We start from the raw sequence: 25973 nt of genomic DNA on the forward strand, positions 1-25973 counted from the left end.
TCCCGGGTGCGTTAGCTTTTCAGCCCCAGACGCTCGCCCTGATAGCTGCCATCAAGCACCTGCTGCCACCAGAGCTCATTCGCGAGATACCATTGCACCGTTTTACGCATGCCGGTTTCGAATGTCTCTTCCGGCGTCCAGCCTAATTCACGCTCAATTTTGCTGGCGTCAATCGCATAGCGAACATCGTGCCCCGGTCTGTCTGTGACAAAGGTAATCAGATCCTCGTAGCGCTTCACGCCTTCCGGCTTGTTCGGCACCAGCTCTTCGAGCAGCGCACAAACGGTGCGTACCACATCAATATTCTTGCGCTCGTTATGTCCGCCGATGTTGTAAGTCTCGCCCACAACGCCTGTCGTTGCTACGCGATATAAAGCTCTGGCGTGATCTTCAACATAGAGCCAATCGCGGACCTGAAGCCCATTGCCATAAACCGGCAATGGCTTGCCCGCCAGCGCATTGAGGATCGTCAACGGGATAAGCTTTTCAGGGAAATGACAGGGGCCGTAATTATTGGAACAGTTGGTGACCAGCGTCGGCAGACCATAGGTTCGCAGCCAGGCCCGCACCAGATGGTCGCTGCCGGCTTTCGAGGCAGAATATGGGCTGCTTGGCGCATAAGGCGTGGTTTCAGTAAAGAAATCATCGCTGCCATGCAGGTCGCCATACACTTCATCGGTGGAGATATGGTGGAAACGGAACGCCTCTTTTTTCGCCGCAGCCAGAGGCTGCCACCAGCTTCGCACCGCTTCCAGCAGCGTATACGTGCCGACGATATTGGTTTCGATAAACGCCGCAGGCCCATCGATAGAGCGATCGACATGGCTTTCTGCCGCAAGATGCATGACGCAATCTGGCTGATATTGCGCAAAAACCGCGTCCAGGGCAGCCCTGTCGCAAATATCAACGTGTTCAAAGGCAAAACGGTCGCTCTTTGCCACAGAAGCCAGCGAGACGAGATTTCCGGCGTAGGTCAGCTTATCAACGACGACCACGCTATCCGACGTTTCGTTGATGATATGTCGCACAACGGCTGAGCCAATAAATCCCGCTCCGCCGGTCACCAGAATCTTTTTCAACGCCAGACTCCTTTGGTATCGACGACGAACGGCTGTGAAATGCTTTCACTGCTGACGGCTTTGAACTGCTTATGATCGACGAGCATCACCAGCACATCGGCCTGAGCCAGAGCGTCGTCGAGCGTGGCCAGCGTGGCTTTACCTGCCAGCTTTTTCGGCAGCTGATGCACGTTAGGTTCAACGACCAGCGTTTCGCCACTGTGCCAGTCGGCAATCAGAGCGGCAATTTCCATCGCCGGGCTTTCGCGCAGATCGTCAATGTTGGGCTTGAAGGCCAGGCCGAAACACGCGATGGTGATGTCGCTGGCGCGCTTACCGTTGGCAGCCAGGCAGTCAGCCACTTTGGCTTTCACCTGATTTATGACCCAGTGGGGTTTGTGATCGTTCACTTCGCGGGCGGTGCGAATCAGTCTCGCCTGCTCAGGGTTTTGCGCGACGATAAACCAGGGGTCTACCGCGATACAGTGCCCGCCCACGCCGGGGCCTGGCTGAAGAATATTAACGCGAGGGTGGCGGTTCGCCAGGCGGATCAGCTCCCAGACGTTGATGCCCTGTTCGGCGCAAATAAGCGACAGTTCGTTAGCAAAGGCGATGTTAACATCGCGGAAGCTGTTTTCAGTAAGCTTGCACAGCTCGGCGGTGCGGGCGTTAGTTACCACGCATTCACCTTCGAGGAAAATAGTGTAGAGTTCACTGGCGCGTGCCGAGCATACCGGCGTCATGCCGCCGATCACACGATCGTTTTTAATGAGCTCGACCATCACCTGCCCTGGCAATACGCGCTCCGGGCAGTAGGCAACGTTCACATCCGCCTGCTCGCCCGCCTGCTGCGGGAAGGCCAGATCCGGGCGCATTTCCGCCAGCCACTGCGCAACCTGTTCCGTCGCCCCCACCGGCGAGGTGGATTCAAGGATAACCAGGGCCCCCTTCGCTAATACCGGCGCGATGGATTTAGCCGCCGCCTCAACGAACGCCATATCCGGTTCGTGCTCGCCTTTAAACGGCGTTGGAACAGCAATCAGATACGCGTCCGCTTTAACCGGCATAGTGCAGGCTTTCAGATAGCCGCCCGCAACCGCTGTTTTGACCACTTTATCGAGATCGGGCTCAACAATGTGGATCTCGCCGCGGTTGATGGTATCTACCGCATGCTGGTTAATGTCCACCCCCACCACCTGTTTCTGACGGGAGGCAAATGCTGCTGCCGTTGGCAGTCCGATGTAGCCAAGGCCAATCACAGAGATGGTCGAAAAACTCATAGCGTTACCTGATTGTTTTTGAGGGCCGATAAAATTCTTTCACAGGCCTGACCGTCACCATACGGGTTGTGGGCGCGGCTCATAGCCTGATAATCCTGCTCGCTTCGCAGCAAGCGCGTGACTTCATTGACGATGTGCTGGCGATCGGTGCCGACAAGATGCACCGTTCCGGCATCAACGGCTTCCGGACGTTCAGTGGTGTCACGCATCACGAGAACGGGTTTGCCAAGGGAAGGTGCCTCTTCCTGGATACCGCCGGAGTCGGTCAGAATCAGCCAGGCACGATTCATCAGCCAGACGAACGGCAGATAATCCTGCGGTTCAATGAGGTAGACGTTATCCACATTGCCGAGGATACGGTTGACCGGCTCGCTGACGTTAGGGTTAAGATGCACCGGGTAAACCACCTGCACATCCGGATTCTCGGTGGCAATCTCTGCCAACGCCTGGCAGATTTTCTCAAAGCCCTGCCCGAAGCTTTCGCGGCGATGGCCGGTGACGAGGATAAGTTTTTTATCGTCATCCAGGAAAGGATAACGGCTGGCCAGTTCTGAGCGCAAAGAGGCATCAGCCAGTACGCGATCGCGTACCCAGAAAAGCGCATCAATCACGGTGTTCCCGGTCACGACGATGCCGGCGCCCGGGATATTTTCCCGCAGCAGGTTCTGGCGTGAATTCTCCGTTGGGGCAAAATGGTACATCGCCAGATGCCCCGTCATGGTGCGGTTGGCCTCTTCCGGCCACGGCGAGTACAGATCGCCAGTTCGCAAACCGGCTTCCACATGCCCAACCGGAATGCGCTGGTAGAAGGCGGCAAGGCTTGCCGCCATCGTTGTGGTCGTGTCGCCATGCACGAGCACCACATCCGGTTTGAAAGATTCCAGAACGGGTTTTAACCCCTGCAAAATACGGCAGGTAATTTCCGTCAGCCCCTGCCCCGGGCTCATGACATTGAGATCGTAATCCGGAACGATGGAAAACAGTTTTAACACTTGATCCAGCATTTCCCGATGCTGTGCCGTGACGCAAACTTTCGCCTCAAAATGAGGATCCTTTGCCAGTGCATGAACCAGAGGCGCCATTTTGATGGCTTCTGGCCGTGTGCCAAATACAGTTAATACTTTCACATCGATTCTCTATGGCTTGACCGCGGGGGCATTGTAGCCTCCATCAAATAAAGTGCGGCTACTGCTGACGGCGGCGTGCTAACGCAACGCCTGCGCCAATCAGCGCCCCCACGATACCCCACATCACCATCAGAAATACGCGGCGAGGGCTATCGCGTTTTACCGGTTCTTCAGGCGTTCGCAAATACCTGTAGGTCTGAAAACGAGTGTCCATACTTGGACCCACATTGAGCGTGGTCAGCATGGCGCGGTTCTGATCGTAATCCAGGTCGAAATCCGGGCCAACGGACTGCAGGTTTTCCAGCCTCGCCTGCAGCATTGGGCGCCCAAGCAGGAACAGTTCGGAGTCAGGAAGCTGCTCGGCCGGGACGTCCGTTTCGCTGCGGGAAATATTGTTCTGCTGTGCCACTTTCAGGGCCTGCTCAACGCTGTGAATTTTGCGATCGTAAATGGTCTTCGCGACCTCTTCCTGACGCTTCACCTGCGCTTTCATCTGAATCGTACGGGCGGCCCATGCGCCTTTCAGTTCATCATTAAGATGGCTTGCGGCACGCTGGCTTGCGAAGGCAACATACTGGCGCAGCAGGTTGTTGGCATCCGGGGCGGTTTCCGCCACCAGCTTGATGCTGTCATTCAGGTTTTTTAGCGCATCGCCCGGCGTAAACTGAATATCGTTAATCAGATCGTCGAGTAACGCGGCATCCGCGCGCGCGTTGCCGGATTTACGCTGTTTGAAGTAGTCAGTCTGCAGCCAGAAATCACGGCGGGTATCCCAGGATGCCAGCTGCATGATGAACTCTTTATAGGACTCATCCATCACCGAAGGCTGATCGGCGCTGGCCAGATTGGCCTTGATATCCAGGTTGCGCAAAAATTGCTGCTGAGAGTAATACCCTCCCAGCATATTGACCGTCGGCTTATCGGTGATCGCCGTCGCGCTCCACTCCTGCCGGGCAAAGAAGGTGTAGACAAGCACAATCAGAGCAAACAGGACCGCTATCCCGACAATCCAGCGTTTTCCCGCCCATAACGTACAAAACAGACCGCGAATATCCAGTTCATTTTCAGCGCTCACTGAGTTTGCTCCCGGTAGTGGTTGTGTCATCTCTCTTCCAGAATTATTTGGTTAAATGGTGCGTATTATTGCTATGCCGACGAATACGTCGCTTCACGCGTTTGATAAAGCGCGCCACTCTCCAGGCTCGTTTGATGCAGTAACCGTACACAAAAAAGGCAAGCATAAACAATAACAACATGCCCCATTCCGGAATAATGCGCGTATATTCACCCACCACACCAACAGCAGCCAGCAAAGCGGCGGCTAGAGTGATCAGCACAAAAGCCTGCCGGGAAGAAAATCCGGCTCTCATGATTAAGTGATGGATGTGCTGCCTGTCAGCGGAGAAAGGGCTCATTCCTTTACGCAAACGGCGGAACATAATTGCAACCATATCCATCAATGGAATGGCAATGATCCACAATGCAGTGACCGGATTGATTGGATGCGTTTTCCCTTGTGTAGTTTCCAGCAAAATCCAGATAATGGTAAAACCAATCAAGGTGCTGCCAGCATCACCCATAAAGACTTTATATCGTCGACCCAGCACGCCCAAATTCAGAAGAACATAAGGCAAAATGGCGGCAATCATCGCAAAGCACCACATCGCCAAACTGTACTGACCGTCAAACCACAGGATCATACCCATTGCTGCGAAAGAGATACTGGAGAGGCCACCCAACAGGCCATCAATACCATCCACCATATTGAAGGCATTAATCGCCGCCCAGACAGCAAAAAGAGTGAGAACATAACCGAAAGGGCCCAGTACCAATTCCCATGAACCAAAAATGTCCCCTAAACTGCTGAGATACAGTTTAGCTTTCGCCATCATCACGATACCAATCACTGCCTGAACCATTGCGCGAAACTTCACGCTGATGTCATAACGATCGTCTAGCGCACCAATGAATACCAATACAGCGGCACAACTCAGATACAACATGGCATGCGGAATGTAGTAATCCACAACGCCGAACGTAAAGCTCACACCAGCGAACACAGAAATGCCACCGACCAGAGGGATCATGCCCTGGTGGCGTTTTCTGTAGTTAGGTTTATCCACTAAACCAACCTTTTTGGCTGCTTTGCGAGCGAAAAAAAGGAATAAGGTTGTGAACAAAAAAATACTGATCAGATCAGCGCATGCCGCCAGTAAACTCACAATGCGTGCTCTCAGGGAAAATCATTAGCGAAAGTATACTCATGATAGCGGTTCTCCTGAAGGGAAATCAGGCTGAGTTTTTCGGAAGTTGATTGTATTCCAACCAAAAATATCCGGGTTATGAGAGCAATTCGGAATAAAGTGGTCTTCCATCACCTGAAAGTGAAGCTCTGCATATGCCGCAAAAAAAAAAGCCACGCAGTAGCGTGGCATTTTTTGCAGGCTGAAGATCTTACGAACGTTTCATCATGTCGAAGAAGTCGTCGTTGGTTTTGGTCATCGCCAGCTTATTGATGAGGAACTCCATCGCGTCAATTTCGCCCATTGGATGGATGATTTTGCGCAGGATCCACATTTTCTGCAGCTCTTCCTGAGTGGTGAGCAGCTCTTCTTTACGGGTACCAGAACGGTTGTAATCGATAGCCGGGAAGACGCGTTTTTCAGCGATCTTACGGGAGAGATGCAGCTCCATGTTACCGGTGCCTTTAAACTCTTCGTAGATTACTTCATCCATTTTGGAGCCGGTATCGATCAGCGCAGTCGCGATGATAGTCAGGCTGCCACCCTCTTCCACGTTACGTGCCGCACCGAAGAAGCGCTTAGGACGATGCAGGGCGTTAGCATCCACACCACCGGTCAGTACTTTACCGGAAGCAGGTACCACGGTGTTGTAAGCACGTGCCAGACGGGTAATGGAGTCGAGCAGAATGATAACGTCTTTCTTGTGCTCAACCAAGCGCTTAGCCTTCTCGATAACCATCTCAGCAACCTGCACATGGCGAGACGCCGGTTCGTCGAAGGTCGAGGCAACCACTTCGCCTTTCACAAGGCGCTGCATTTCGGTTACTTCTTCCGGACGTTCGTCAATCAGCAGCACCATCAGTACACAGTCAGGATGGTTATACGCAATGCTCTGCGCGATGTTCTGCAGCAGCATGGTTTTACCGGCTTTCGGCGGTGCCACAATCAGACCACGCTGACCGCGGCCGATTGGCGATGCCAAATCCAGAACGCGTGCGGTTAAGTCTTCGGTAGAACCGTTACCACGCTCCATGCGCAGACGAGAATTCGCGTGCAGCGGCGTTAAGTTCTCGAACAGAATTTTGTTACGCGAGTTTTCCGGCTTGTCGTAGTTAACTTCGTTAACTTTCAACAGTGCGAAGTAACGTTCACCCTCTTTTGGAGGACGAATCTTACCGGAAATGGTGTCACCTGTGCGGAGGTTGAAACGGCGGATTTGGCTGGGGGATACGTAGATGTCGTCGGGACCGGCGAGGTAGGAGCTGTCTGCGGAGCGGAGGAAACCAAATCCATCCTGCAGAATCTCCAGCACACCGTCGCCAAAGATATCTTCGCCACTCTTTGCGTGCTGCTTCAGGATAGAAAAGATGATGTCCTGTTTGCGCATGCGGGCCTGGTTTTCCAGCCCCATATTTTCGCCGAGAGTGATCAGCTCAGAAACCGGCGTATTCTTTAATTCGGTAAGATTCATAGTGGTGTGAGGGGTAAATCTCGAACGGTTGTTGTGAATGGTATGGCAGGATCATCCATGCCTGTTTACGGCCATCAACTTATGTCTGTTCGCTGCCTGGTCAAAGGAAAGAGCGCAGAACTGAAACGACGAGACGGAAAAAGTGATGAGCCTGGAATCTATCAACTTCACGCGTATGTATTACGAGGTGCTACGGGAAGTGTTTGGCTAAATCAGATTCAAACTACATAAGGTATGTTTAAAACGAAGTCAACGTTAACTTAGCACGACTCAGGGCGGGCGTCCAGCAGTCCCGACATTTTCGGAACAGCGGACGCCATATTAGCCCAGTACGGAATTAGGCGAGGTTTGCTTCGAGGAACTCTTTCAGCTGGCCTTTAGACAGCGCGCCAACTTTGGTCGCGGCCACTTCGCCGTTTTTGAACAGCAGCAGCGTCGGGATACCGCGGATGCCGTACTTCGGTGCAGTGCCCGGGTTCTGATCGATGTTCAGTTTCGCAACGGTCAGCTTCCCTTCGAACTCTTCAGCGATTTCATCCAGAATCGGAGCAATCATTTTGCACGGACCGCACCACTCTGCCCAGAAATCAACGAGGGTAACCCCGTCAGCTTTGAGTACGTCCGTGTCAAAACTATCGTCAGTCAGGTGAATAATTTTATCGCTCATATATAACTCCACAGGAAAAAGCCTGGTGTGTTGGTGTAGCATTAATCAACAATCAACGTCATGTTGATGTTGCTTTAGCCAACTAAAAGGTTGACGTTATTTCACCGGATACGCTTTCTTAATGCAATAGTAAGCTGATATTCTACCACACTATGAGCAAAACACATTTAACAGAACAGAAGTTTTCCGACTTCGCCCTGCACCCTAAAGTCGTCGAAGCCCTTGAAAAAAAAGGGTTTCATAACTGCACACCTATTCAGGCTCTGGCGCTTCCGCTGACGCTTGCAGGTCGTGACGTTGCAGGTCAGGCGCAAACCGGAACCGGCAAAACGATGGCGTTCCTGACGTCAACGTTCCATTATCTTCTCTCTCACCCGGCCGCAGAGAACCGCCAGGTCAACCAGCCACGCGCGCTGATCATGGCGCCTACGCGCGAGCTGGCTGTGCAGATTCATGCAGATGCAGAGCCGCTGGCTAACGCCACCGGTCTCAAGCTTGGTCTCGCATACGGCGGCGACGGCTATGACAAACAGCTGAAGGTGCTGGAAAGCGGCGTCGATATTCTGATCGGCACCACCGGCCGTCTGATTGACTACGCGAAGCAGAATCATATCAATCTGGGCTCTATCCAGGTCGTGGTGCTTGATGAAGCGGATCGCATGTACGATCTGGGCTTTATCAAAGACATCCGCTGGCTGTTCCGTCGCATGCCGCCAGCCACACAGCGTCTGAACATGCTGTTCTCCGCGACCCTTTCTTACCGCGTACGCGAACTGGCGTTCGAGCAAATGAACAACGCCGAGTATGTGGAAGTCGAACCGGAACAGAAAACCGGCCACCGCATTAAAGAAGAACTTTTCTATCCGTCTAACGAAGAGAAAATGCGTCTGCTGCAAACGCTGGTAGAAGAAGAGTGGCCGGATCGCGCCATCATCTTCGCCAACACCAAGCACCGCTGCGAAGACATCTGGGGCCACCTGGCTGCCGACGGTCATCGCGTAGGCCTGCTGACCGGCGACGTAGCGCAGAAAAAGCGCCTGCGCATTCTGGAAGAGTTCACCCGCGGCGATCTCGACATTCTGGTCGCCACGGACGTCGCTGCCCGTGGTCTGCACATTCCAGCCGTCACGCACGTCTTCAACTATGATCTGCCAGACGACTGCGAAGACTATGTTCACCGCATCGGCCGTACGGGTCGTGCAGGTGCCAGCGGCCACTCCATCAGCCTTGCCTGCGAAGAGTACGCGCTGAATCTGCCCGCTATCGAAACCTACATCGGTCACTCGATTCCGCAGAGCAAGTACAACCCGGACGCGCTAATGACCGATCTGCCTAGAGCCCTGCGTCTGACGCGTTCACGCCCAGGCAATGGTCCACGCCGTTCAGGCGGCGGCGCTCCACGTAACCGTCGACGTTCAGGTTAAACGCCCTATGCTCAGTGCCGCCTCTTCGCTTTATGCAGCTATCGATCTCGGTTCCAATAGTTTTCATATGCTGGTTGTGCGCGAAGTGGCGGGGAGCATTCAAACCCTGACGCGCATTAAGCGCAAAGTCAGGCTGGCCGCCGGGCTAAACAGCGATAACACGCTGTCGTCGGAGGCCATGGAACGGGGCTGGCAATGCCTGCGCTTGTTTGCGGAGCGCCTGCAGGATATTCCCCACGCACAAATTCGCGTAGTGGCCACAGCCACGCTTCGTCTCGCCGTCAACGCCGATGAGTTTATTGCCAGAGCGCAGGAGATCCTCGGCTGCGCGGTTCAGGTTATTACTGGTGAAGAAGAGGCACGTCTGATTTACCAGGGCGTGGCGCACACCACGGGCGGGGACGATCGCCGTCTGGTGGTGGATATCGGCGGAGCCAGTACCGAACTGGTGACCGGCAAAGGCGCACAAACCACTTCTCTTTTCAGTTTATCAATGGGCTGCGTCACCTGGCTCGAACGGTTTTTTACCGATCGCAATCTCGAACAAGCGCATTTTGATGCCGCCGAACAGGCCGCGCGTGAAGTTCTTCGTCCTGTAGCCGATGAGCTAAAACACCACGGCTGGAAAGTATGCGTTGGCGCGTCAGGCACCGTACAGGCTCTGCAGGAAATCATGATGGCGCAGGGCATGGATGAGCGCATTACGCTTGCCAAGCTCGAGCAGCTTAAACAGCGCGCTATCCAGTGTGGCCGTCTTGAAGAGCTGGAAATTGAAGGGCTGACGCTCGAACGTGCGCTGGTATTCCCGAGCGGGCTCGCCATTTTACTGGCCATCTTCAATGAGCTCGGTATCACCTGCATGACGCTCGCGGGCGGCGCGCTGCGCGAAGGACTGGTCTATGGCATGCTGCATCTGGCCGTCGATCAGGATATCCGCAACCGGACGCTGCGCAACATTCAGCGCCGCTTTATGGTCGACACCGAACAGGCTCAGCGCGTAGCGCAATTAGCGTCGCACTTCGTCGATCAGGTCGGAAACAGCTGGGAAATTGAGCCACTAAGCCGTGATTTGCTGCTAAGTGCCTGCTATCTGCATGAAATTGGCCTGAGCGTCGATTTTAAACAAGCACCGCAGCACGCCGCCTATCTGGTCCGAAACCTTGATTTGCCGGGCTTTACGCCTGCGCAAAAAAAACTGCTGGCGACGCTGGTGCTCAATCAGACCAACCCGGTAGATCTTCCTTCGCTTCATCAGCAGAATGCCGTCCCACCGCGCGTTGCAGACAGACTTTGCCGCCTGCTACGTCTGGCGATCCTGTTTGCAGGCCGCCGTCGGGATGACCTGTTACCTGAAATTACGCTGAAGGCCGAAGGGGAAACGTTAACGCTGATGCTACCAACAGGCTGGCTGGCGGCACACCCACTCGGAGCAGAACTGGTGTTGCAGGAAAGCCAGTGGCAGAGTTACGTGCACTGGCCTTTGACGGTCGAATAAGATCGGAATAGCCTGGTAACGCTACGCTTACCGGGCCTACTGTTTCGCCTTAGCTTTTGCCAGCATCTCTTTGATATTCGCCACGTTCGCTTGTCCTTTGTGCATCCGCTCTTCTGCCGATACGACCTTTCGCTCCTGCTCCCAGACGATATCATCCTGCGGTAATTCCAGCAGGAAACGACTCGGCTCCGGGCGCACCAGCTCACCGTACTGGCGACGCTCTTTGCACAGCGTAAACGTCAGCTCTTTCTGCGCCCGGGTGATGCCCACATAAGCCAGGCGGCGTTCCTCATCGACATTGTCTTCGTCGATGCTGCTCTGGTGCGGCAGCAGTCCCTCTTCCATGCCAACCAGATAAACGTACGGGAACTCCAGCCCTTTGGACGCATGCAGGGTCATCAACTGAACCTGATCGAGATCTTCATCACTTTCACCGCGCTCCATCATGTCACGCAGGGTGAAACGCGTGACCACCTGCGTCAGGGTCATCGGCTCTTCAAGATCGGAACCTTCGAGCATCTCCGTCATCCAGCCAAACAGCGTGTTGACGTTTTTCATGCGCATTTCAGCCGCTTTCGGGCTTGGCGAGGTTTCAAATAGCCAGGATTCGTAGTCGATACCGTGAATCAGATCGCGCACGGCAGCAACGGGTTCACGCTCAGCCAGCCGCTGCACCTCGCCCAGCCAGTGGGTAAAACGAGTCAGGGATTCATATCCGCGCCCGGTCAGAGTTTGCGTCAGTCCCATATCAAAGCTTGCGGCGAACATACTTTTGCTGCGCGTGGTCGCCCATTCACCGAGCTTTTGCAGCGTTGCCGGACCAATCTCGCGCTTCGGCGTGTTAACGATACGCAGGAATGCACTGTCGTCATCCGGATTGGTCAGCACACGCAGATAAGCCAGCAGATCTTTGATTTCAGGCCGTGAGAAGAACGAGGTGCCACCAGAAATCCGGTACGGAATGCGGTTTTGCATTAGCAGCTTTTCAAACACCCGCGACTGGTGATTGCCGCGATACAGGATCGCATAATCTTTATATTCCGTTTTGTTGATAAAGTGATGGGCGATAAGTTCCCCGGCCACGCGCTCAGCTTCATGCTCCTCATGGTTGGCGCTGAGCACTTTCAGCTCTGTACCATACCCCAGTTCGGAGAAGAGTTTTTTCTCAAATACGTGCGGGTTGTTGGCGATCAGAATGTTGGCGGCTTTCAAAATTCGGCCTGAAGAACGGTAGTTTTGCTCGAGCTTAATCACCTGAAGTTTCGGGAAATCCTGGCTCAGCAGCACCAGGTTTTGCGGTCGCGCGCCACGCCAGGAGTAGATTGACTGATCGTCGTCGCCCACCACGGTAAAACGTGCCCGGCTGCCCACCAGCAGCTTCACCAGCTCATACTGGCTGGTGTTGGTATCCTGGTATTCATCCACCAGCAGATAGCGAATCTTGTTCTGCCAGCGTTCGCGCACCTCTTCATTACGCTGCAACAGCAGCGTCGGCAGCAGGATCAGATCGTCAAAATCAAGGACGTTGCAGGCTTTCATGTGCGCATCGTAAAGCCCGTAGCAATGGGCAAAAATACGATCGCGTTCGCCTTTCGCCTGCGCTGCCGCTTGCGCAGGCGTCATCAGATCGTTTTTCCAGTTTGAGATCGTCGAGATCAGCTGCTGTAGCAGAACCTTATCGTCTTCGATTAACCCTTCCGTTAACTCTTTGAGCAACGCGACCTGGTCGGTGTCATCAAACAGCGAAAAGTTCGATTTCATCCCCAGCGCCGCAAACTCACGCTTGATGATCTCCAGCCCCAGAGTATGGAACGTCGAGATCATCAGACCGCGCGCTTCCTTACGGCCCATCGTCTGCGCAACACGCTCTTTCATCTCGCGTGCCGCTTTATTGGTGAACGTCACCGCCGCGATGTGCTTCGCCTGATAGCCACACTGGTGGATCAGATGCGCAATTTTGTTGGTGATCACGCGAGTTTTGCCGGATCCCGCTCCCGCCAGCACCAGGCAGGGTCCGGTGACGAATTCGACGGCTTGTTGTTGTCCGGGATTTAAACGCATAGGGTCACTCAATGAAAAACGGGAGGGCAGAAATAGAGCATGCTAGTATAGCGAGCCTGAACCACACCACTCAAGGCACGATCATGGCAAAAACAGCAGCAGCACTGCATATCCTTGTAAAGGAAGAGAAACTGGCACTCGATCTTCTGGAGCAGCTTAAAAACGGCGCCGACTTCGGCAAGCTGGCGAAGAAGCATTCTATCTGCCCGTCAGGCAAAAGAGGCGGCGACTTAGGCGAATTCCGCCAGGGCCAGATGGTGCCGGCGTTCGATAAAGTCGTCTTCTCCTGCCCGGTGCTGGAACCTACCGGCCCGCTGCACACCCAGTTCGGTTATCACGTCATTAAAGTTCTTTATCGGAAATAAAAAGCCGGGTGACGGCTCCGCCTTACCCGGCCTACATTTACGTTTTTGTAGGTCGGGTAAGCGAAGCGCCACCCGACCAATAGGGTTAACCCGCTACAGCAATACGCTTCATATCAGTCATATAGCCGCGCAGTTTTTTACCCACTTTCTCGATCTCATGGCTGCGAATCGCTTCGTTCACGTCGCGCAGCTGGGCGTTGTCTACCGCGCCTTCAGCAATCGCTTTGCCCAGATCGCCGGTTTGCAGCGTGGTCATGAACTCCTTCAACAGCGGCACACAGGCGTAAGAGAACAGGTAGTTACCGTATTCTGCTGTATCAGAGATAACCACGTTCATTTCGTACAGGCGCTTACGGGCGATGGTGTTCGCAATCAGCGGCAGCTCATGCAGGGATTCGTAGTAAGCTGACTCTTCAATGATGCCGGAATCGACCATGGTTTCGAACGCCAGCTCAACGCCCGCTTTCACCATCGCGATCATCAGTACGCCTTTATCGAAGTATTCCTGCTCGCCGATTTTACCGTCAAACTGCGCGGCATTTTCAAACGCGGTTTGCCCGGTCTCTTCACGCCAGCCCAGCAGTTTCTTGTCGTCGTTCGCCCAGTCAGCCATCATGCCGGAGGAGAACTCACCAGAGATGATGTCATCCATGTGCTTCTGGAACAGCGGCGCCATGATCTCTTTAAGCTGCTCGGACAGCGCATACGCACGCACTTTCGCCGGATTGGAGAGACGATCCATCATCAGCGTAATGCCGCCCTGCTTCAGCGCTTCGGTGATGGTTTCCCAGCCGAACTGAATCAGTTTTTCTGCGTAGGCCGGGTCTGTACCATCCTGCACCAGTTTATCGAAGCACAGCAGAGAACCGGCCTGCAGCATACCGCACAGAATAGTCTGCTCGCCCATCAGATCGGATTTCACTTCCGCAACGAAGGAAGATTCCAGCACGCCCGCACGGTGGCCACCGGTGGCCGCAGCCCAGGCTTTAGCGATTGCCATGCCTTCGCCTTTCGGATCGTTTTCCGGGTGAACCGCAATCAGGGTCGGCACGCCGAAACCACGCTTGTACTCTTCGCGCACTTCCGTACCCGGGCACTTCGGTGCCACCATCACGACGGTGATGTCTTTACGGATCTGCTCGCCCACTTCCACGATGTTGAAGCCGTGGGAGTAGCCCAGCGCCGCACCGTCTTTCATCAGCGGCTGAACGGAACGCACTACGTCAGAGTGCTGCTTGTCCGGCGTCAGGTTAACAACCAGATCCGCCTGGGGGATCAGCTCTTCGTAAGTGCCGACTTTAAAACCGTTCTCAGTCGCTTTACGCCAGGAAGCACGCTTCTCAGCAATCGCTTCTTTACGCAGCGCGTAGGAGATATCCAGACCGGAATCACGCATGTTCAGGCCCTGGTTCAGACCCTGCGCACCACAGCCGACGATAACCACTTTTTTGCCCTGAAGGTAGCTCGCGCCATCGGCGAATTCGTCGCGCGCCATGAAGCGACATTTGCCCAGCTGAGCCAGCTGCTGGCGCAGATTCAGTGTGTTGAAGTAGTTAGCCATGGTGATTCCTCGTGATGTTGTACTGTCTTATTGTTCGGGTCGCCTTTCAGCGAGAATGAACCCACATTACAACAGGAAATTTATTGCGGAAATTGATATATTCACAACGTCACATTGCAATAACTGCAACGTAAAAAAGGGTGGCCCGCTTATGGATTTACGCGATCTGAAAACTTTCCTGCATCTGGCCGAAAGCCGCCATTTTGGCCGCAGCGCGCGGGCGATGCACGTCAGCCCCTCCACGCTTTCGCGCCAGATCCAGCGTCTCGAAGAGGATCTCGGCCAGCCGCTGTTTGTGCGCGACAACCGTACGGTAACCCTGACCGAAGCGGGCGAGGAGCTACGGGTATTTGCCCAGCAGACGCTGCTGCAGTATCAGCAGCTGCGCCACACGCTCGATCAGCAAGGCCCGTCGCTCTCGGGAGAACTCCACATTTTCTGTTCGGTGACTGCGGCCTACAGCCATCTGCCGCCGATTCTCGATCGTTTCCGCGCCGAGCATCCCTCGGTGGAAATTAAACTGACGACGGGCGATGCCGCCGATGCTATGGACAAAGTCGTCACCGGCGAAGCCGATCTGGCGATAGCCGGTAAGCCGGAAACGCTGCCGGGCGCGGTGGCATTTTCGATGCTGGAGAATCTGGCCGTCGTGCTGATCGCCCCGGCGTTGCCCTGCCCGGTACGTAATCAGGTATCCGTTGATGCACCGGACTGGTCAACCGTTCCATTTATCATGGCCGATCAGGGGCCGGTGCGTCGCCGTATTGAGCTGTGGTTCCGCCGCCACAAAATCAGCAATCCGTCGATTTACGCCACGGTAGGCGGGCATGAAGCGATGGTATCAATGGTGGCGCTGGGGTGCGGCGTAGCGTTAATTCCTGAGATCGTACTGGAGAACAGCCCGGAGCCGGTGCGTAACCGTGTGATGATTCTGGAGCGCAGCGATGAGAAAACGCCGTTCGAGCTTGGCGTTTGCGGACAAAAAAAGCGGCTGCATGAGCCGCTGATTGATGCGTTCTGGTCGATTCTACCGAATCACTAACCCGCGAGGAAGAACCTGAACGCCGGGTTGTTGGTTTCGTCGTGGCAGTCGTAACCCAGCTCGTTGAGGCGGGTTTCAAAATCCGGCTCGTGTTCACCTAACTCAAACGCCGCCAGCACGCGGCCATAGTCGGTGCCGTGGCTGCGGTAGTGGAACAGCGAAATGTTCCAGTGCGTACCGAGCGTGTAGAGAAACTTCAGCAACGCCCCCGGCGACTCCGGGAACTCGAAGCTGTAGAGACGCTCCTGCAACGGCTTCGACGGACGCCCACCAACCATGTAGCGAACGTGCAGCTTCGCCATTTCATCGTCTGACAAATCCACCACGCTGTATTCGCCATCGCGAAGTAGGTTAAGGATCTCTTTCCGCTCTTCAAGCCCGCGGCTTAGCCGCACACCCACGAAAATACAGGCGTCTTTAGCATCGGCGAAGCGGTAGTTAAACTCCGTCACTGAACGCCCGCCAAGCAGCTGGCAAAACTTGAGGAAGCTGCCCTTTTCTTCAGGAATGGTCACTGCCAGCAGGGCTTCACGTTGTTCGCCCAGTTCGCAGCGCTCGGAGACATACCGTAAGCCGTGGAAGTTGACGTTTGCGCCAGAAAGCACGTGCGCCAGACGCTCGCCGCGGATGTTGTGCTGCGCGATGTACTTTTTCATTCCCGCAAGCGCTAACGCACCGGACGGTTCCGCCACTGCACGCACGTCTTCGAACAAATCTTTCATCGCCGCGCAGATAGCATCGCTGTCTACGGTGACGATATCGTCCAGGTATTCCTGGCACAGACGGAAGGTTTCATCCCCGATGCGCTTAACCGCCACACCTTCGGCAAAAAGCCCAACGCGCGGCAAATCGACCGGATGCCCGGCGTCCAGCGCCGCCTTCAGGCACGCTGAATCTTCAGCTTCCACCGCAATGACTTTGATCTGCGGCATCAGCTGTTTGATTAGCACCGCCACGCCCGCCGCCAGACCGCCGCCGCCCACCGGCACGAAAACGCGATCGAGATGCGCATCCTGCTGTAACAGCTCGAGCGCCAGCGTGCCCTGCCCGGCGATCACCATCGGATGATCGAACGGGGGCACCCAGGTAAAGCCCTGCTGCTGCGACAGTTCGATAGCTTTGGCTTTCGCCTCATCGAAGTTAGCGCCGTGCAGTAACACTTCGCCGCCGAAGCCGCGCACGGCATCAACTTTGATATCGGCTGTCGCCACCGGCATGACGATTAGCGCTTTGAGGCCGAGGCGAGCGGAGGAAAACGCCACGCCCTGCGCGTGGTTACCTGCCGATGCGGTAATCACTCCACGTGATTTCTGCTCTTCGGTCAGGCCAGCCATCATTGCGTATGCCCCGCGTAGCTTGAAGCTATGCACCGGCTGACGGTCTTCGCGCTTCACCAGCACCACATTGTCGAGGCGCGAGGAGATTTTTTCCATTTTCTGAAGCGGCGTAACCTGCACAGCTTCGTAGACCGGCGCGCGCAGCACCGCTCTGAGATATTCCGCCCCCTCAGGGGCGGCGGATAGCGGTTGGGATTCGGCCATGATTAGCCCCCAAGTTTAGATTTATCGCGTACAGCGCCTTTGTCCGCACTGGTGGCCAGGCTTGCATAAGCACGCAGGGCGAACGACACCTGACGCTCACGGCTGCGCGGTGTCCAGGCCTGATCACCACGGGCTTCCTGCGCTTCACGGCGTGCGGCAATTTCCTGATCGCTCAGCTTCAGTTGGATGCCACGGTTCGGGATGTCAATTTCGATCAGGTCACCATCTTCGATGATGGCAATGTTGCCACCGCTGGCCGCTTCCGGAGAAACGTGGCCGATGGACAAACCGGATGTGCCGCCGGAGAAGCGCCCGTCTGTCACCAGCGCACAGGCCTTGCCGAGGCCCATGGATTTGAGGAATGTGGTCGGGTAGAGCATTTCCTGCATTCCCGGTCCGCCTTTCGGCCCTTCGTAGCGGATAACGACCACATCGCCCGCCACCACTTTCCCACCGAGGATCGCGTCAACTGCGTCGTCCTGGCTTTCGTAGACTTTGGCCGGGCCGGTAAATTTCAGAATACTGTCGTCCACGCCTGCCGTTTTCACGATGCAGCCGTTTTCCGCAAAGTTGCCATACAGCACAGCCAGGCCACCGTCTTTGCTGTAGGCATTTTCCAGTGAACGGATACAGCCCTCAGCGCGATCGTCATCCAGCGTGTCCCAACGGCAGTTCTGAGAGAAGGCCTGTGTGGTGCGGATACCCGCCGGACCTGCACGGAACATCGTTTTCACCGCGTCGTCTTTGGTCAGCATGACATCGTATTGATCGAGCGTCTGCGGCAGTGAAAGTCCGAGTATATTTTTCACGTCACGGTTCATCAGTCCGGCACGGTCCAGCTCGCCGAGAATACCGAGCACGCCGCCCGCACGGTGAACGTCTTCCATGTGGTATTTCTGGGTGCTTGGCGCCACTTTGCACAGCTGCGGGACTTTGCGGGAAAGCTTATCGATGTCGCTCATGGTGAAGTCGATTTCAGCCTCCTGCGCGGCTGCCAGCAGGTGCAGAACGGTGTTGGTGGAACCACCCATGGCGATATCCAGCGTCATGGCGTTTTCGAATGCCGCTTTGCTGGCAATGCTGCGTGGAAGCGCGCTGGCGTCGTCCTGCTCGTAATAACGTTTAGTCAGCTCGACGATACGCTTGCCGGCGTTGAGGAAAAGTTCTTTACGGTCAGCGTGAGTTGCCAGCAGCGAACCGTTGCCTGGCTGAGAGAGGCCCAGCGCTTCGGTCAGGCAGTTCATCGAGTTAGCGGTAAACATCCCGGAACAGGAGCCGCAGGTCGGGCAGGCGGAACGTTCAATCTGTTCGCTCTGTTCGTCAGAAACCTTCGGATCTGCGCCCTGAATCATTGCATCGACCAGATCCAGCTTGATGATCCGATCGGACAGCTTGGTTTTTCCGGCCTCCATCGGACCGCCGGAAACGAAGATCACCGGAATGTTGAGGCGCAGAGAAGCCATCAGCATCCCGGGGGTGATTTTGTCGCAGTTGGAGATACAGACCATCGCATCGGCGCAGTGGGCATTCACCATGTACTCCACGGAGTCGGCGATCAGCTCACGTGACGGCAGGGAATACAGCATGCCGCCGTGGCCCATGGCGATCCCGTCATCCACGGCGATAGTATTGAACTCTTTCGCTACGCCGCCGGACGCTTCGATTTGCTCAGCAACCAGTTTACCGAGGTCGCGCAGATGGACGTGGCCCGGCACGAACTGGGTAAACGAGTTCACGACGGCAATGATCGGCTTGCCAAAATCGGCATCGGTCATTCCGGTGGCGCGCCACAGCGCGCGGGCACCCGCCATATTACGGCCATGGGTGGTAGTGGCGGAACGGTACTTAGGCATGCTCTGTTTACTCCCGTCTGACAATTTAGCGGGACGGTGCGTGCCGTCCCAAATTTATACTTATGGATTAACCTGATCCAGCCAGCCGTATTTATCTTCTGTTTCGCCGGTGAAGAGGCCAAAAAAGGCTTGCTGGATGCGTTTAGTGACCGGGCCGCAGCGGCCTTCGCCCACCTGGATACCGTCGACGCTGCGTACCGGCGTGATTTCTGCCGCGGTACCGGACATGAACACCTCATCCGCCAGGTACAGCGATTCGCGGGAAAGCACCTGCTCGCGGACTTCGATATTCAGGTCTTTCGCCAGCTTGATGATGGCATCACGGGTGATGCCCGGCAGCGCTGAAGAGGTGAATGGTGGCGTAAACAGAATCCCGTCTTTCACTTCAAACAGGTTTTCGCCTGCGCCTTCAGAGATATAGCCGTTTACGTCCAGCGCGATCCCTTCCTGATAACCATGACGGCGCGCTTCGCTGCCAACCAGCAGGGAAGAAAGGTAGTTCCCGCCCGCTTTCGCCGCGGTTGGAATGGTGTTTGGCGCTACGCGATTCCAGGATGAAACCATTGCGTCGATCCCCTGATCCAGCGCTTCTGCGCCGAGATAAGCTCCCCAAGGGAAAGCAGCAATGATCACATCGGTGCTGTAACCAGCTGGCGGATTAACGCCCATGCCCACATCACCCACAAACACCAGTGGACGAATATAGGCGCTGGTCAGGTTGTTTTTACGGATCACTTCACGACAGGCTTCCATCAGCTCATCCACGCTCTGGGAAACCGGGAAACGATAAATCTTGGCTGAATCATGCAGACGCTGCATGTGTTCACGATGACGGAACACCACCGGGCCTTTGTGAGAGTCGTAGCAACGGATGCCTTCGAACACGGACGTTCCGTAGTGCAGGGCATGGGACATCACGTGGACTTTCGCCTCGCCCCATGGAGTCATCTCACCGTTGAACCAGATGTAATCAGCTTTTTTCGTCGTCATTGTTCTTCCTTTTGCGCTCAGGCGCGGATTTGTTGTGATGATGTTGTTCGTTGCTGGATCTCGACGCGAGCGACGTCCACCAGTTTGCTTAACTGACTAAACAGTAATTCGACTGGGCGAAGACTGGCAACGGTCAATTCGATATTTATGTTCTGCGCGTCGGTGGCGGTTTCCATATTCATGGCACAAATCTGAAAGCCACGGTGACGGACAACGCGCAAAACGCGTTCTAAGGTTTCGGGGTTGAAGCGAGCCTGGACGGCTACCTGATGGTGCATCATGATAATTTCTCCAGCATTTCTGCATTACTGGCACCCGGCGGAACCAGCGGCCAGACGTTTTCGAGTTCGTCGATTGAGACATGAAGCAGGTAAGGCCCTTTGCTGTTCAGCATCGCATCGAGAGCCGCTTCAACCTGATCCTTACGGGTAATATGCTGGCCAGGAATGCCGAAGGCACTGGCAAGCGTGAGGAAATCGGGGTTATCGTTGAGCGTCGTCTCACTGTAACGCTCCTGGAAGAACAGTTGCTGCCACTGGCGCACCATGCCTAAACGTTGGTTATCGAGCAAAACGATTTTCAGCGGCAGCTGTTTGCGTTTGACGGTGCCGAGCTCCTGCACGTTCATCATGAAAGAGCCGTCACCGGAGATACAGATCACCGTATCTTCCGGGCGTGCTACCTGCGCCCCTACCGCAGCAGGCAGGCCAAAGCCCATCGTGCCAAGCCCGCTGGAGGTGATAAAGTTTTCCGGGCGAGTGTAAGTCATGTGCTGCGCCGACCACATCTGATGCTGGCCCACGTCGGTGGTCACTACGCTGTCGGCAGGCTTGCGATCGGAAAGCTGTTTGAGCAGCAGCGGCGCGTAGATAGCCTCACCGGGATGATCGTAGCGCCAGGCATGTTCAGTTTTAAGCTCAGCAGTCTGCTTGCGCCATGCGTCGATGTTCAGTGACTGCTGTAAGGCGGGCAGCAGTGCGTTCAAATCACCCTGCAAACCAACATGTGCCTGGCGAAGCTTGTTCAGCTCCGCAGGATCGATATCCATATGGATAACTTTGGCATTCGGCGCGAACGTATTCAGCTTGCCGGTAACTCTGTCATCAAAGCGTGCCCCAACGGCGATCAGCAAATCACACTGCTGTACGGCGAGGTTCGCCGCTTTGGTGCCGTGCATACCCAGCATCGCCAGGTAATACGGGTAGTCAGCCTTAACGGCTCCCAACCCTTTCAGCGTGCAGGTAACAGGCATCTGCGTAACAGAAATAAACTCACGCAACGCTGGTACTGCCTGCGCCATGCCAACCCCACCGCCGACATAGAGCATTGGCTGGCGGGCCTGGGCGATCATCTCGCGCGCCAGGGCGACCTCTTCATGCGGAAAATCGTTTTTGTCTTCAACAGTAGAAAAATGCGGTTCAAGATTTGCACTGGCCACCTGGATATCTTTCGGGATATCAACCAGAACAGGGCCAGGACGGCCTGAGTTTGCCACCTCGAAAGCTTCAGCCATCACGCGCGGCAACTCTTCCAACGATTGCACCAGGAAGCTGTGCTTGGTGCAGGCAAGTGATAAACCGAGGACGTCCACTTCCTGGAACGCATCCGTGCCAATAAACGGCGAGGCAACCTGGCCGGTGATCGCCACAACGGGTACGGAATCCAGCAACGCATCAGCAAGACCGGTGATCAGGTTGGTTGCCCCGGGGCCGGATGTAGCCATACATACGCCGGTTTTACCTGTGGCACGAGCAAAGCCAATGGCTGCCATCGCAGCGCCCTGTTCGTGTCGACACAGCAGATGTTCCACGCCGCCGTCATACAATGCATCGTATATCGGCATAATTGCGCCACCAGGATAGCCGAAAACAGTTTCGACTCCCTGCGCCCGCAACGCATGTACCACCCACTGAGCCCCATTCATAGTTACTTCCCCGTTGCTGTTCGTGAGAAACAGAATTTTATGCTGACTGTCATCTTCTGCTCCTCTTAGTTTTATACGGCCATAAAAAAACCCCCGGACCTTTCGGTGCGGGGGTCTTAGTTCGTTAAGGCTTGATTACTAAGCCTTTCCTCGTCCAAGTGCAGCCCCGCACGGTGGGATAATAATCACCACCACGCTAATCACGACCAGGCTAATCACTCGTAGAAGGGCTGTCATTTTCTTTACTTTTGGCTTCGTGTCGAAGGAATACCTAAAGAGTTATCACAGGGGCTGATGAGATAGCAATGTTTTTTTATAATGAGATTGCCGATCGGATTAACGAAAATGACAAAAAGTATTGTTTTTTATAAGAAACTCCAATGATGAAAATTCTTCACAGGATCAATACAGCAGAGGCTCATACAACATTTATCGATCAGGCTCCCAATTGTCTGCAACAAGCATGAAAACAATGAAAAAAGCATGAATTATGCTCGTAAAATCCCACCTAATTAATTGCTGACATTCATCAGACGGACATACTGCATATACACGGAGGCATTATGTCATTGTCGATTATTTACACCCGCGCAGCCCTCGGCGTAAACGCGCCACTCATCACCGTTGAAGTGCATATCAGTAGCGGATTACCGGGGTTAACCATGGTTGGTCTGCCGGAAACAGCCGTGAAAGAGGCTCGCGATCGGGTCAGAAGCGCAATTATTAATAGCGGTTATGAATTTCCGGCCAAGAAAATCACCATCAACCTGGCCCCTGCCGATTTACCCAAGGAAGGTGGACGTTACGATTTGCCCATTGCCATTGCGCTTCTGGCGGCCTCTGAGCAGCTCAACACGACCAGGCTTGGTCAGTTTGAGCTGGTCGGCGAACTCGCACTTACCGGAGCGATACGCGGCGTTACCGGTGCCATTTCTGGGGCAATGGAAGCACTAAGGTGTGGGAGACAGATCGTTTTGCCAGCAGAAAATGCCCCTGAGGTCGGATTGATTGGTGGAGCAGACTGTTTTATCACCAATCACTTACAGGAAGTTTGTGCCTTTCTGGAGGGACGGGTTGAACTACCACACCCTGAGCCTATGCCAGAAGTGGATACAGTAGCGGAAGCCGATCTGAGCGACGTCATCGGGCAGCAGCAGGGTAAACGGGCTCTGGAGATCACCGCGGCAGGCGGGCATAACTTGCTTCTGATAGGGCCACCCGGAACAGGAAAAACAATGCTTGCCAGCCGGCTACCCGGCATTCTTCCCTCTCTGAGTAATCAGGAGGCGCTGGAGAGCGCTGCTATTTTGAGTCTGGTTGGGACAGGGCAAGTGCATAAACAATGGCGTAAACGCCCATTCCGAGCGCCTCACCATAGCGCCTCGCTAACGGCCATGGTCGGTGGGGGTGCAATACCCGCCCCGGGCGAAATTTCACTGGCCCATAATGGGATCTTATTTCTTGATGAGCTTCCCGAGTTTGAACGTCGGGTTCTGGATGCCCTGCGTGAACCTATTGAATCGGGGCAAATTCATATCTCACGCACGCGAGCAAAGATTTCCTATCCGGCACGCTTTCAACTCATCGCGGCCATGAATCCAAGCCCGACCGGCCATTATCAGGGAAACCACAATCGCAGCTCTCCGGAGCAGGTTTTACGCTATCTGGCACGCCTGTCCGGACCCTTTCTGGACAGGTTTGATTTGTCACTGGAAGTTCCGCCGCCGCCGCCTGGCCTGTTGAGCCAACCTCCTGAAAAAGGAGAAAGTAGCCAGACGATAAAAAGCAGAGTCGTTGCTGCACAGCAAATGCAGTTAGTCCGCCAAGGTAAACTCAATGCGTGGCTGGAAAATCATGAAATTAAAATTCAGTGTGCGCTCATACCAGAAGATGCGGTGTGGCTGGAGCAGGCTCTAACCCATCTTGGGTTATCCATTCGCGCCTGGCAGAGGCTTATCAAAGTGTCTCGAACCATTGCCGATCTCGCCGGAACAGAACAGATAACACGGTCGCATTTGCAGGAAGCGCTGGGATACCGCGCAGTTGAAAGGTTACTTATCCATTTGCAAAAAATGATGGCATAAAAAAAGGGGCCTGGGCCCCTTTTATCAATCGTCGCTTTCGGTGTAGTCCTCTGCACCTTCTGCCTGCGGTTTACCGCCTGACAGCGTATGAAAGCGTTTTGGCCGTTTGATACGCGCCATGTATTTGATCCATACGCGTTCAATCTCTGTCGCGGGCTCGCGTTCACCACGGCAAACGGCAACAAACTGCTTTTCATCTTCGGTTACTGGCTCACGGTTCCCCAACTCCAGCTCATTAAACGCATAACCGTGGCGTTCCAGCAGCTGAGCCTCTTTGATGGTGAAGTCACCATGACGGGAGAACCCACGCGGATAATTTTTATTGTCGAAAAAACGATTAGTCGTCGTAAAGCTTTCCGCCATCCTACACGCTCCTGATTCTTTGGCTGAGCTATTTATGGCGCGGAGTATTAGTTACGCTTGACAGAGCGTCAAACAAAACATTTAAATCAACACGACAAATATTTTTGTGGAGAAGAGTGTGGATACGGAATTGCTCAAAACTTTCCTGGAAGTGAGCCGAACGCGTCACTTCGGGCGTGCGGCCGAAGCGTTGTACCTGACGCAATCAGCCGTCAGCTTTCGTATTCGTCAGCTTGAGAACCAACTGGGCGTGAACCTTTTTACCCGTCACCGCAATAACATTCGCCTGACGGCAGCTGGAGAAAAGCTTCTCCCCTATGCCGAAACGTTAATGAGCACGTGGCAATCCGCCAGAAAGGAAGTGGCAAACACCTCCCGACACAATGAATTCTCCATCGGTGCCAGCGCTTCTCTCTGGGAATGTATGCTCAATGAGTGGCTGGGGCAGCTTTACCCGGTCCATAATACGCTGCAGTTTGAGGCGCGTATTGCTCAGCGGCAATCACTGGTCAAACAGCTCCATGAACGCCAGCTGGATCTTTTGATCACCACTGAAGCCCCCAAAATGGATGAGTTCAGCAGCCAGCTGTTGGGGCATTTCACGTTGGCGCTCTATTGCGCAACGCCTTCGCAGGTAAAAGCCAATCTGAATTATCTTCGTCTGGAATGGGGTCCTGATTTTCAACAGCATGAAGCAGGCCTGCTCGCTCATGATGATGTTCCACTGCTGACAACCAGTTCCGCGGAACTTGCACGCCAACAGCTTATGCCACTCGAAGGTTGCGCCTGGTTACCAATGAACTGGGCAAAAATGAAGGGGGGATTACACACGGTTTCTGATAGCGCGACGCTTTCACGACCACTGTATGCAATTTGGCTGCAAAACAGTGATAAGCAGTCACAGATTCGTGAGATCCTGAAGGTTGCTGTGCTGGAATGATATTCTGGCACTTTCATATTTGATCAGAAGCAGAAAGAGAGATTTGTTGAATTCAAAGCAAAAAAAAAATCCTTTGCCGAAACAAAGGATTATAGATGGCAGGGGCGGAGAGACTCGAACTCGCGACACCCGGTTTTGGAGACCGGTGCTCTACCAACTGAGCTACGCCCCTAAATTTTTCTTACTATTAAGCCCGCAATAAAGCAGGCTTAATATTTTAATAAGTGGCGGAACGGACGGGACTCGAACCCGCGACCCCCTGCGTGACAGGCAGGTATTCTAACCGACTGAACTACCGCTCCACCGAATTTTTTCTACTTCTGCCGGTTTCATACCCCGGTTTACTGCTAATTTGATGCCTGGCAGTTCCCTACTCTCGCATGGGGAGACCCCACACTACCATCGGCGCTACGGCGTTTCACTTCTGAGTTCGGCATGGGGTCAGGTGGGACCACCGCGCTGTTGCCGCCAGGCAAATTCTGTT

At 54.5% G+C, this 25973-nt stretch carries 22 protein-coding genes, 2 tRNA genes and 1 rRNA gene; 6 read left to right on the plus strand and 19 right to left on the minus strand.

The window, feature by feature from the left end; translation table 11 throughout:
- Positions 1-11 precede the first annotated feature (11 nt).
- The 7 genes from rffG to trxA form a co-directional block, all read right to left on the minus strand.
- Positions 12-1079 (minus strand): dTDP-glucose 4,6-dehydratase, encoded by a 1068-nt coding sequence (rffG, locus tag AB1287_RS16915; protein ID WP_435618505.1) that lies wholly within the window; start codon positions 1077-1079, stop codon positions 12-14.
- A complete protein-coding gene (gene wecC / locus AB1287_RS16920; RefSeq protein WP_435618506.1) occupies positions 1076-2338 on the minus strand; it encodes a UDP-N-acetyl-D-mannosamine dehydrogenase in 1263 nt (420 codons plus the stop codon). Before wecC ends, rffG begins: the two co-directional genes overlap by 4 nt.
- Positions 2335-3465, minus strand: coding sequence for a non-hydrolyzing UDP-N-acetylglucosamine 2-epimerase (gene wecB / locus AB1287_RS16925; RefSeq protein ID WP_435618507.1), 1131 nt, complete (start codon positions 3463-3465; stop codon positions 2335-2337). The genes wecC and wecB overlap by 4 nt, the downstream gene beginning before the upstream one ends.
- A 58-nt stretch (positions 3466-3523) precedes the next feature.
- The gene (gene wzzE / locus AB1287_RS16930; RefSeq protein WP_435618508.1) at positions 3524-4570 is read right to left on the minus strand and encodes an ECA polysaccharide chain length modulation protein; all 1047 of its coding nucleotides are present in this window, start codon (positions 4568-4570) and stop codon (positions 3524-3526) included.
- A gap of 13 nt (positions 4571-4583) precedes the next feature.
- Positions 4584-5687 carry a UDP-N-acetylglucosamine--undecaprenyl-phosphate N-acetylglucosaminephosphotransferase gene (gene wecA, locus AB1287_RS16935; RefSeq protein WP_435618509.1) on the minus strand — a complete coding sequence of 368 codons (1104 nt, stop codon included), beginning with the start codon at positions 5685-5687 and terminating at the stop codon, positions 4584-4586.
- A gap of 232 nt (positions 5688-5919) precedes the next feature.
- Positions 5920-7179 (minus strand): transcription termination factor Rho, encoded by a 1260-nt coding sequence (rho, locus tag AB1287_RS16940; protein WP_097164565.1) that lies wholly within the window; start codon positions 7177-7179, stop codon positions 5920-5922.
- 337 nt (positions 7180-7516) lie between these two features.
- Positions 7517-7846: a thioredoxin TrxA gene (gene trxA / locus AB1287_RS16945; protein WP_097164566.1), complete on the minus strand. Its 330-nt coding sequence runs from the start codon at positions 7844-7846 to the stop codon at positions 7517-7519.
- Positions 7847-7998: 152 nt separating this feature from the next.
- Here trxA and rhlB point away from each other — a divergent pair, with 152 nt between their 5' ends.
- Positions 7999-9270 carry an ATP-dependent RNA helicase RhlB gene (rhlB, locus tag AB1287_RS16950; protein ID WP_435618510.1) on the plus strand — a complete coding sequence of 424 codons (1272 nt, stop codon included), beginning with the start codon at positions 7999-8001 and terminating at the stop codon, positions 9268-9270.
- Positions 9271-9277: 7 nt separating this feature from the next.
- Positions 9278-10765 (plus strand): guanosine-5'-triphosphate,3'-diphosphate diphosphatase, encoded by a 1488-nt coding sequence (gene gppA / locus AB1287_RS16955; RefSeq protein WP_312628840.1) that lies wholly within the window; start codon positions 9278-9280, stop codon positions 10763-10765.
- Positions 10766-10801: 36 nt separating this feature from the next.
- Here gppA and rep read toward each other — a convergent pair whose 3' ends face one another.
- On the minus strand, positions 10802-12826 hold the full coding sequence (gene rep, locus AB1287_RS16960) for a DNA helicase Rep (protein ID WP_435618511.1): 2025 nt from the start codon (positions 12824-12826) through the stop codon (positions 10802-10804).
- Positions 12827-12909: 83 nt separating this feature from the next.
- On the opposite strand from rep, the gene ppiC reads away from it, so the two are divergent.
- On the plus strand, positions 12910-13191 hold the full coding sequence (gene ppiC, locus AB1287_RS16965) for a peptidylprolyl isomerase PpiC (protein WP_013099282.1): 282 nt from the start codon (positions 12910-12912) through the stop codon (positions 13189-13191).
- Between the two features lie 85 nt (positions 13192-13276).
- Here the strand turns inward: ppiC and ilvC are convergent, their stop codons facing one another.
- Positions 13277-14752, minus strand: coding sequence for a ketol-acid reductoisomerase (gene ilvC / locus AB1287_RS16970; protein WP_312628749.1), 1476 nt, complete (start codon positions 14750-14752; stop codon positions 13277-13279).
- 151 nt (positions 14753-14903) lie between these two features.
- Here ilvC and ilvY point away from each other — a divergent pair, with 151 nt between their 5' ends.
- Positions 14904-15794 (plus strand): HTH-type transcriptional activator IlvY, encoded by an 891-nt coding sequence (gene ilvY / locus AB1287_RS16975; RefSeq protein ID WP_312628748.1) that lies wholly within the window; start codon positions 14904-14906, stop codon positions 15792-15794.
- Here the strand turns inward: ilvY and ilvA are convergent.
- The 6 genes from ilvA to ilvL form a co-directional block, all read right to left on the minus strand.
- Positions 15791-17335 carry a threonine ammonia-lyase, biosynthetic gene (gene ilvA / locus AB1287_RS16980; protein ID WP_435618512.1) on the minus strand — a complete coding sequence of 515 codons (1545 nt, stop codon included), beginning with the start codon at positions 17333-17335 and terminating at the stop codon, positions 15791-15793. The genes ilvY and ilvA overlap by 4 nt on opposite strands.
- Positions 17336-17337: 2 nt before the next feature.
- Positions 17338-19188, minus strand: coding sequence for a dihydroxy-acid dehydratase (gene ilvD / locus AB1287_RS16985; protein WP_435618513.1), 1851 nt, complete (start codon positions 19186-19188; stop codon positions 17338-17340).
- A 60-nt stretch (positions 19189-19248) separates the two neighbouring features.
- Positions 19249-20178 carry a branched-chain amino acid transaminase gene (locus tag AB1287_RS16990; RefSeq protein ID WP_312628745.1) on the minus strand — a complete coding sequence of 310 codons (930 nt, stop codon included), beginning with the start codon at positions 20176-20178 and terminating at the stop codon, positions 19249-19251.
- A 17-nt stretch (positions 20179-20195) separates the two neighbouring features.
- A complete protein-coding gene (gene ilvM / locus AB1287_RS16995; RefSeq protein WP_097164576.1) occupies positions 20196-20459 on the minus strand; it encodes an acetolactate synthase 2 small subunit in 264 nt (87 codons plus the stop codon).
- Positions 20456-22102 (minus strand): acetolactate synthase 2 catalytic subunit, encoded by a 1647-nt coding sequence (gene ilvG, locus AB1287_RS17000; RefSeq protein ID WP_435618514.1) that lies wholly within the window; start codon positions 22100-22102, stop codon positions 20456-20458. Before ilvG ends, ilvM begins: the two co-directional genes overlap by 4 nt.
- A 138-nt stretch (positions 22103-22240) precedes the next feature.
- Entirely contained in the window at positions 22241-22339 is a 99-nt protein-coding gene (gene ilvL / locus AB1287_RS17005) for an ilv operon leader peptide (RefSeq protein ID WP_001311244.1), read from the minus strand.
- Between the two features lie 326 nt (positions 22340-22665).
- On the opposite strand from ilvL, the gene AB1287_RS17010 reads away from it, so the two are divergent.
- A complete protein-coding gene (locus tag AB1287_RS17010; RefSeq protein ID WP_435618515.1) occupies positions 22666-24186 on the plus strand; it encodes a YifB family Mg chelatase-like AAA ATPase in 1521 nt (506 codons plus the stop codon).
- Positions 24187-24210: 24 nt separating this feature from the next.
- Here the strand turns inward: AB1287_RS17010 and AB1287_RS17015 are convergent, their stop codons facing one another.
- A complete protein-coding gene (locus AB1287_RS17015) occupies positions 24211-24549 on the minus strand; it encodes a DUF413 domain-containing protein (protein ID WP_097164579.1) in 339 nt (112 codons plus the stop codon).
- 118 nt (positions 24550-24667) lie between these two features.
- Here AB1287_RS17015 and hdfR point away from each other — a divergent pair, with 118 nt between their 5' ends.
- On the plus strand, positions 24668-25489 hold the full coding sequence (gene hdfR / locus AB1287_RS17020; RefSeq protein WP_312628739.1) for an HTH-type transcriptional regulator HdfR: 822 nt from the start codon (positions 24668-24670) through the stop codon (positions 25487-25489).
- Positions 25490-25585: 96 nt separating this feature from the next.
- Here hdfR and AB1287_RS17025 read toward each other — a convergent pair.
- From AB1287_RS17025 to rrf, 3 genes are all read right to left on the minus strand, one after another.
- Positions 25586-25661, minus strand: a tRNA-Trp gene (locus AB1287_RS17025).
- A gap of 53 nt (positions 25662-25714) precedes the next feature.
- Positions 25715-25791, minus strand: a tRNA-Asp gene (locus tag AB1287_RS17030).
- Positions 25792-25846: 55 nt separating this feature from the next.
- Positions 25847-25962: ribosomal RNA gene (gene rrf / locus AB1287_RS17035) — 5S ribosomal RNA — on the minus strand.
- Positions 25963-25973: the final 11 nt, after the last annotated feature.

This window comes from Scandinavium sp. UTDF21-P1B (genome assembly GCF_040750395.1).
Taxonomy (GTDB): domain Bacteria; phylum Pseudomonadota; class Gammaproteobacteria; order Enterobacterales; family Enterobacteriaceae; genus Scandinavium.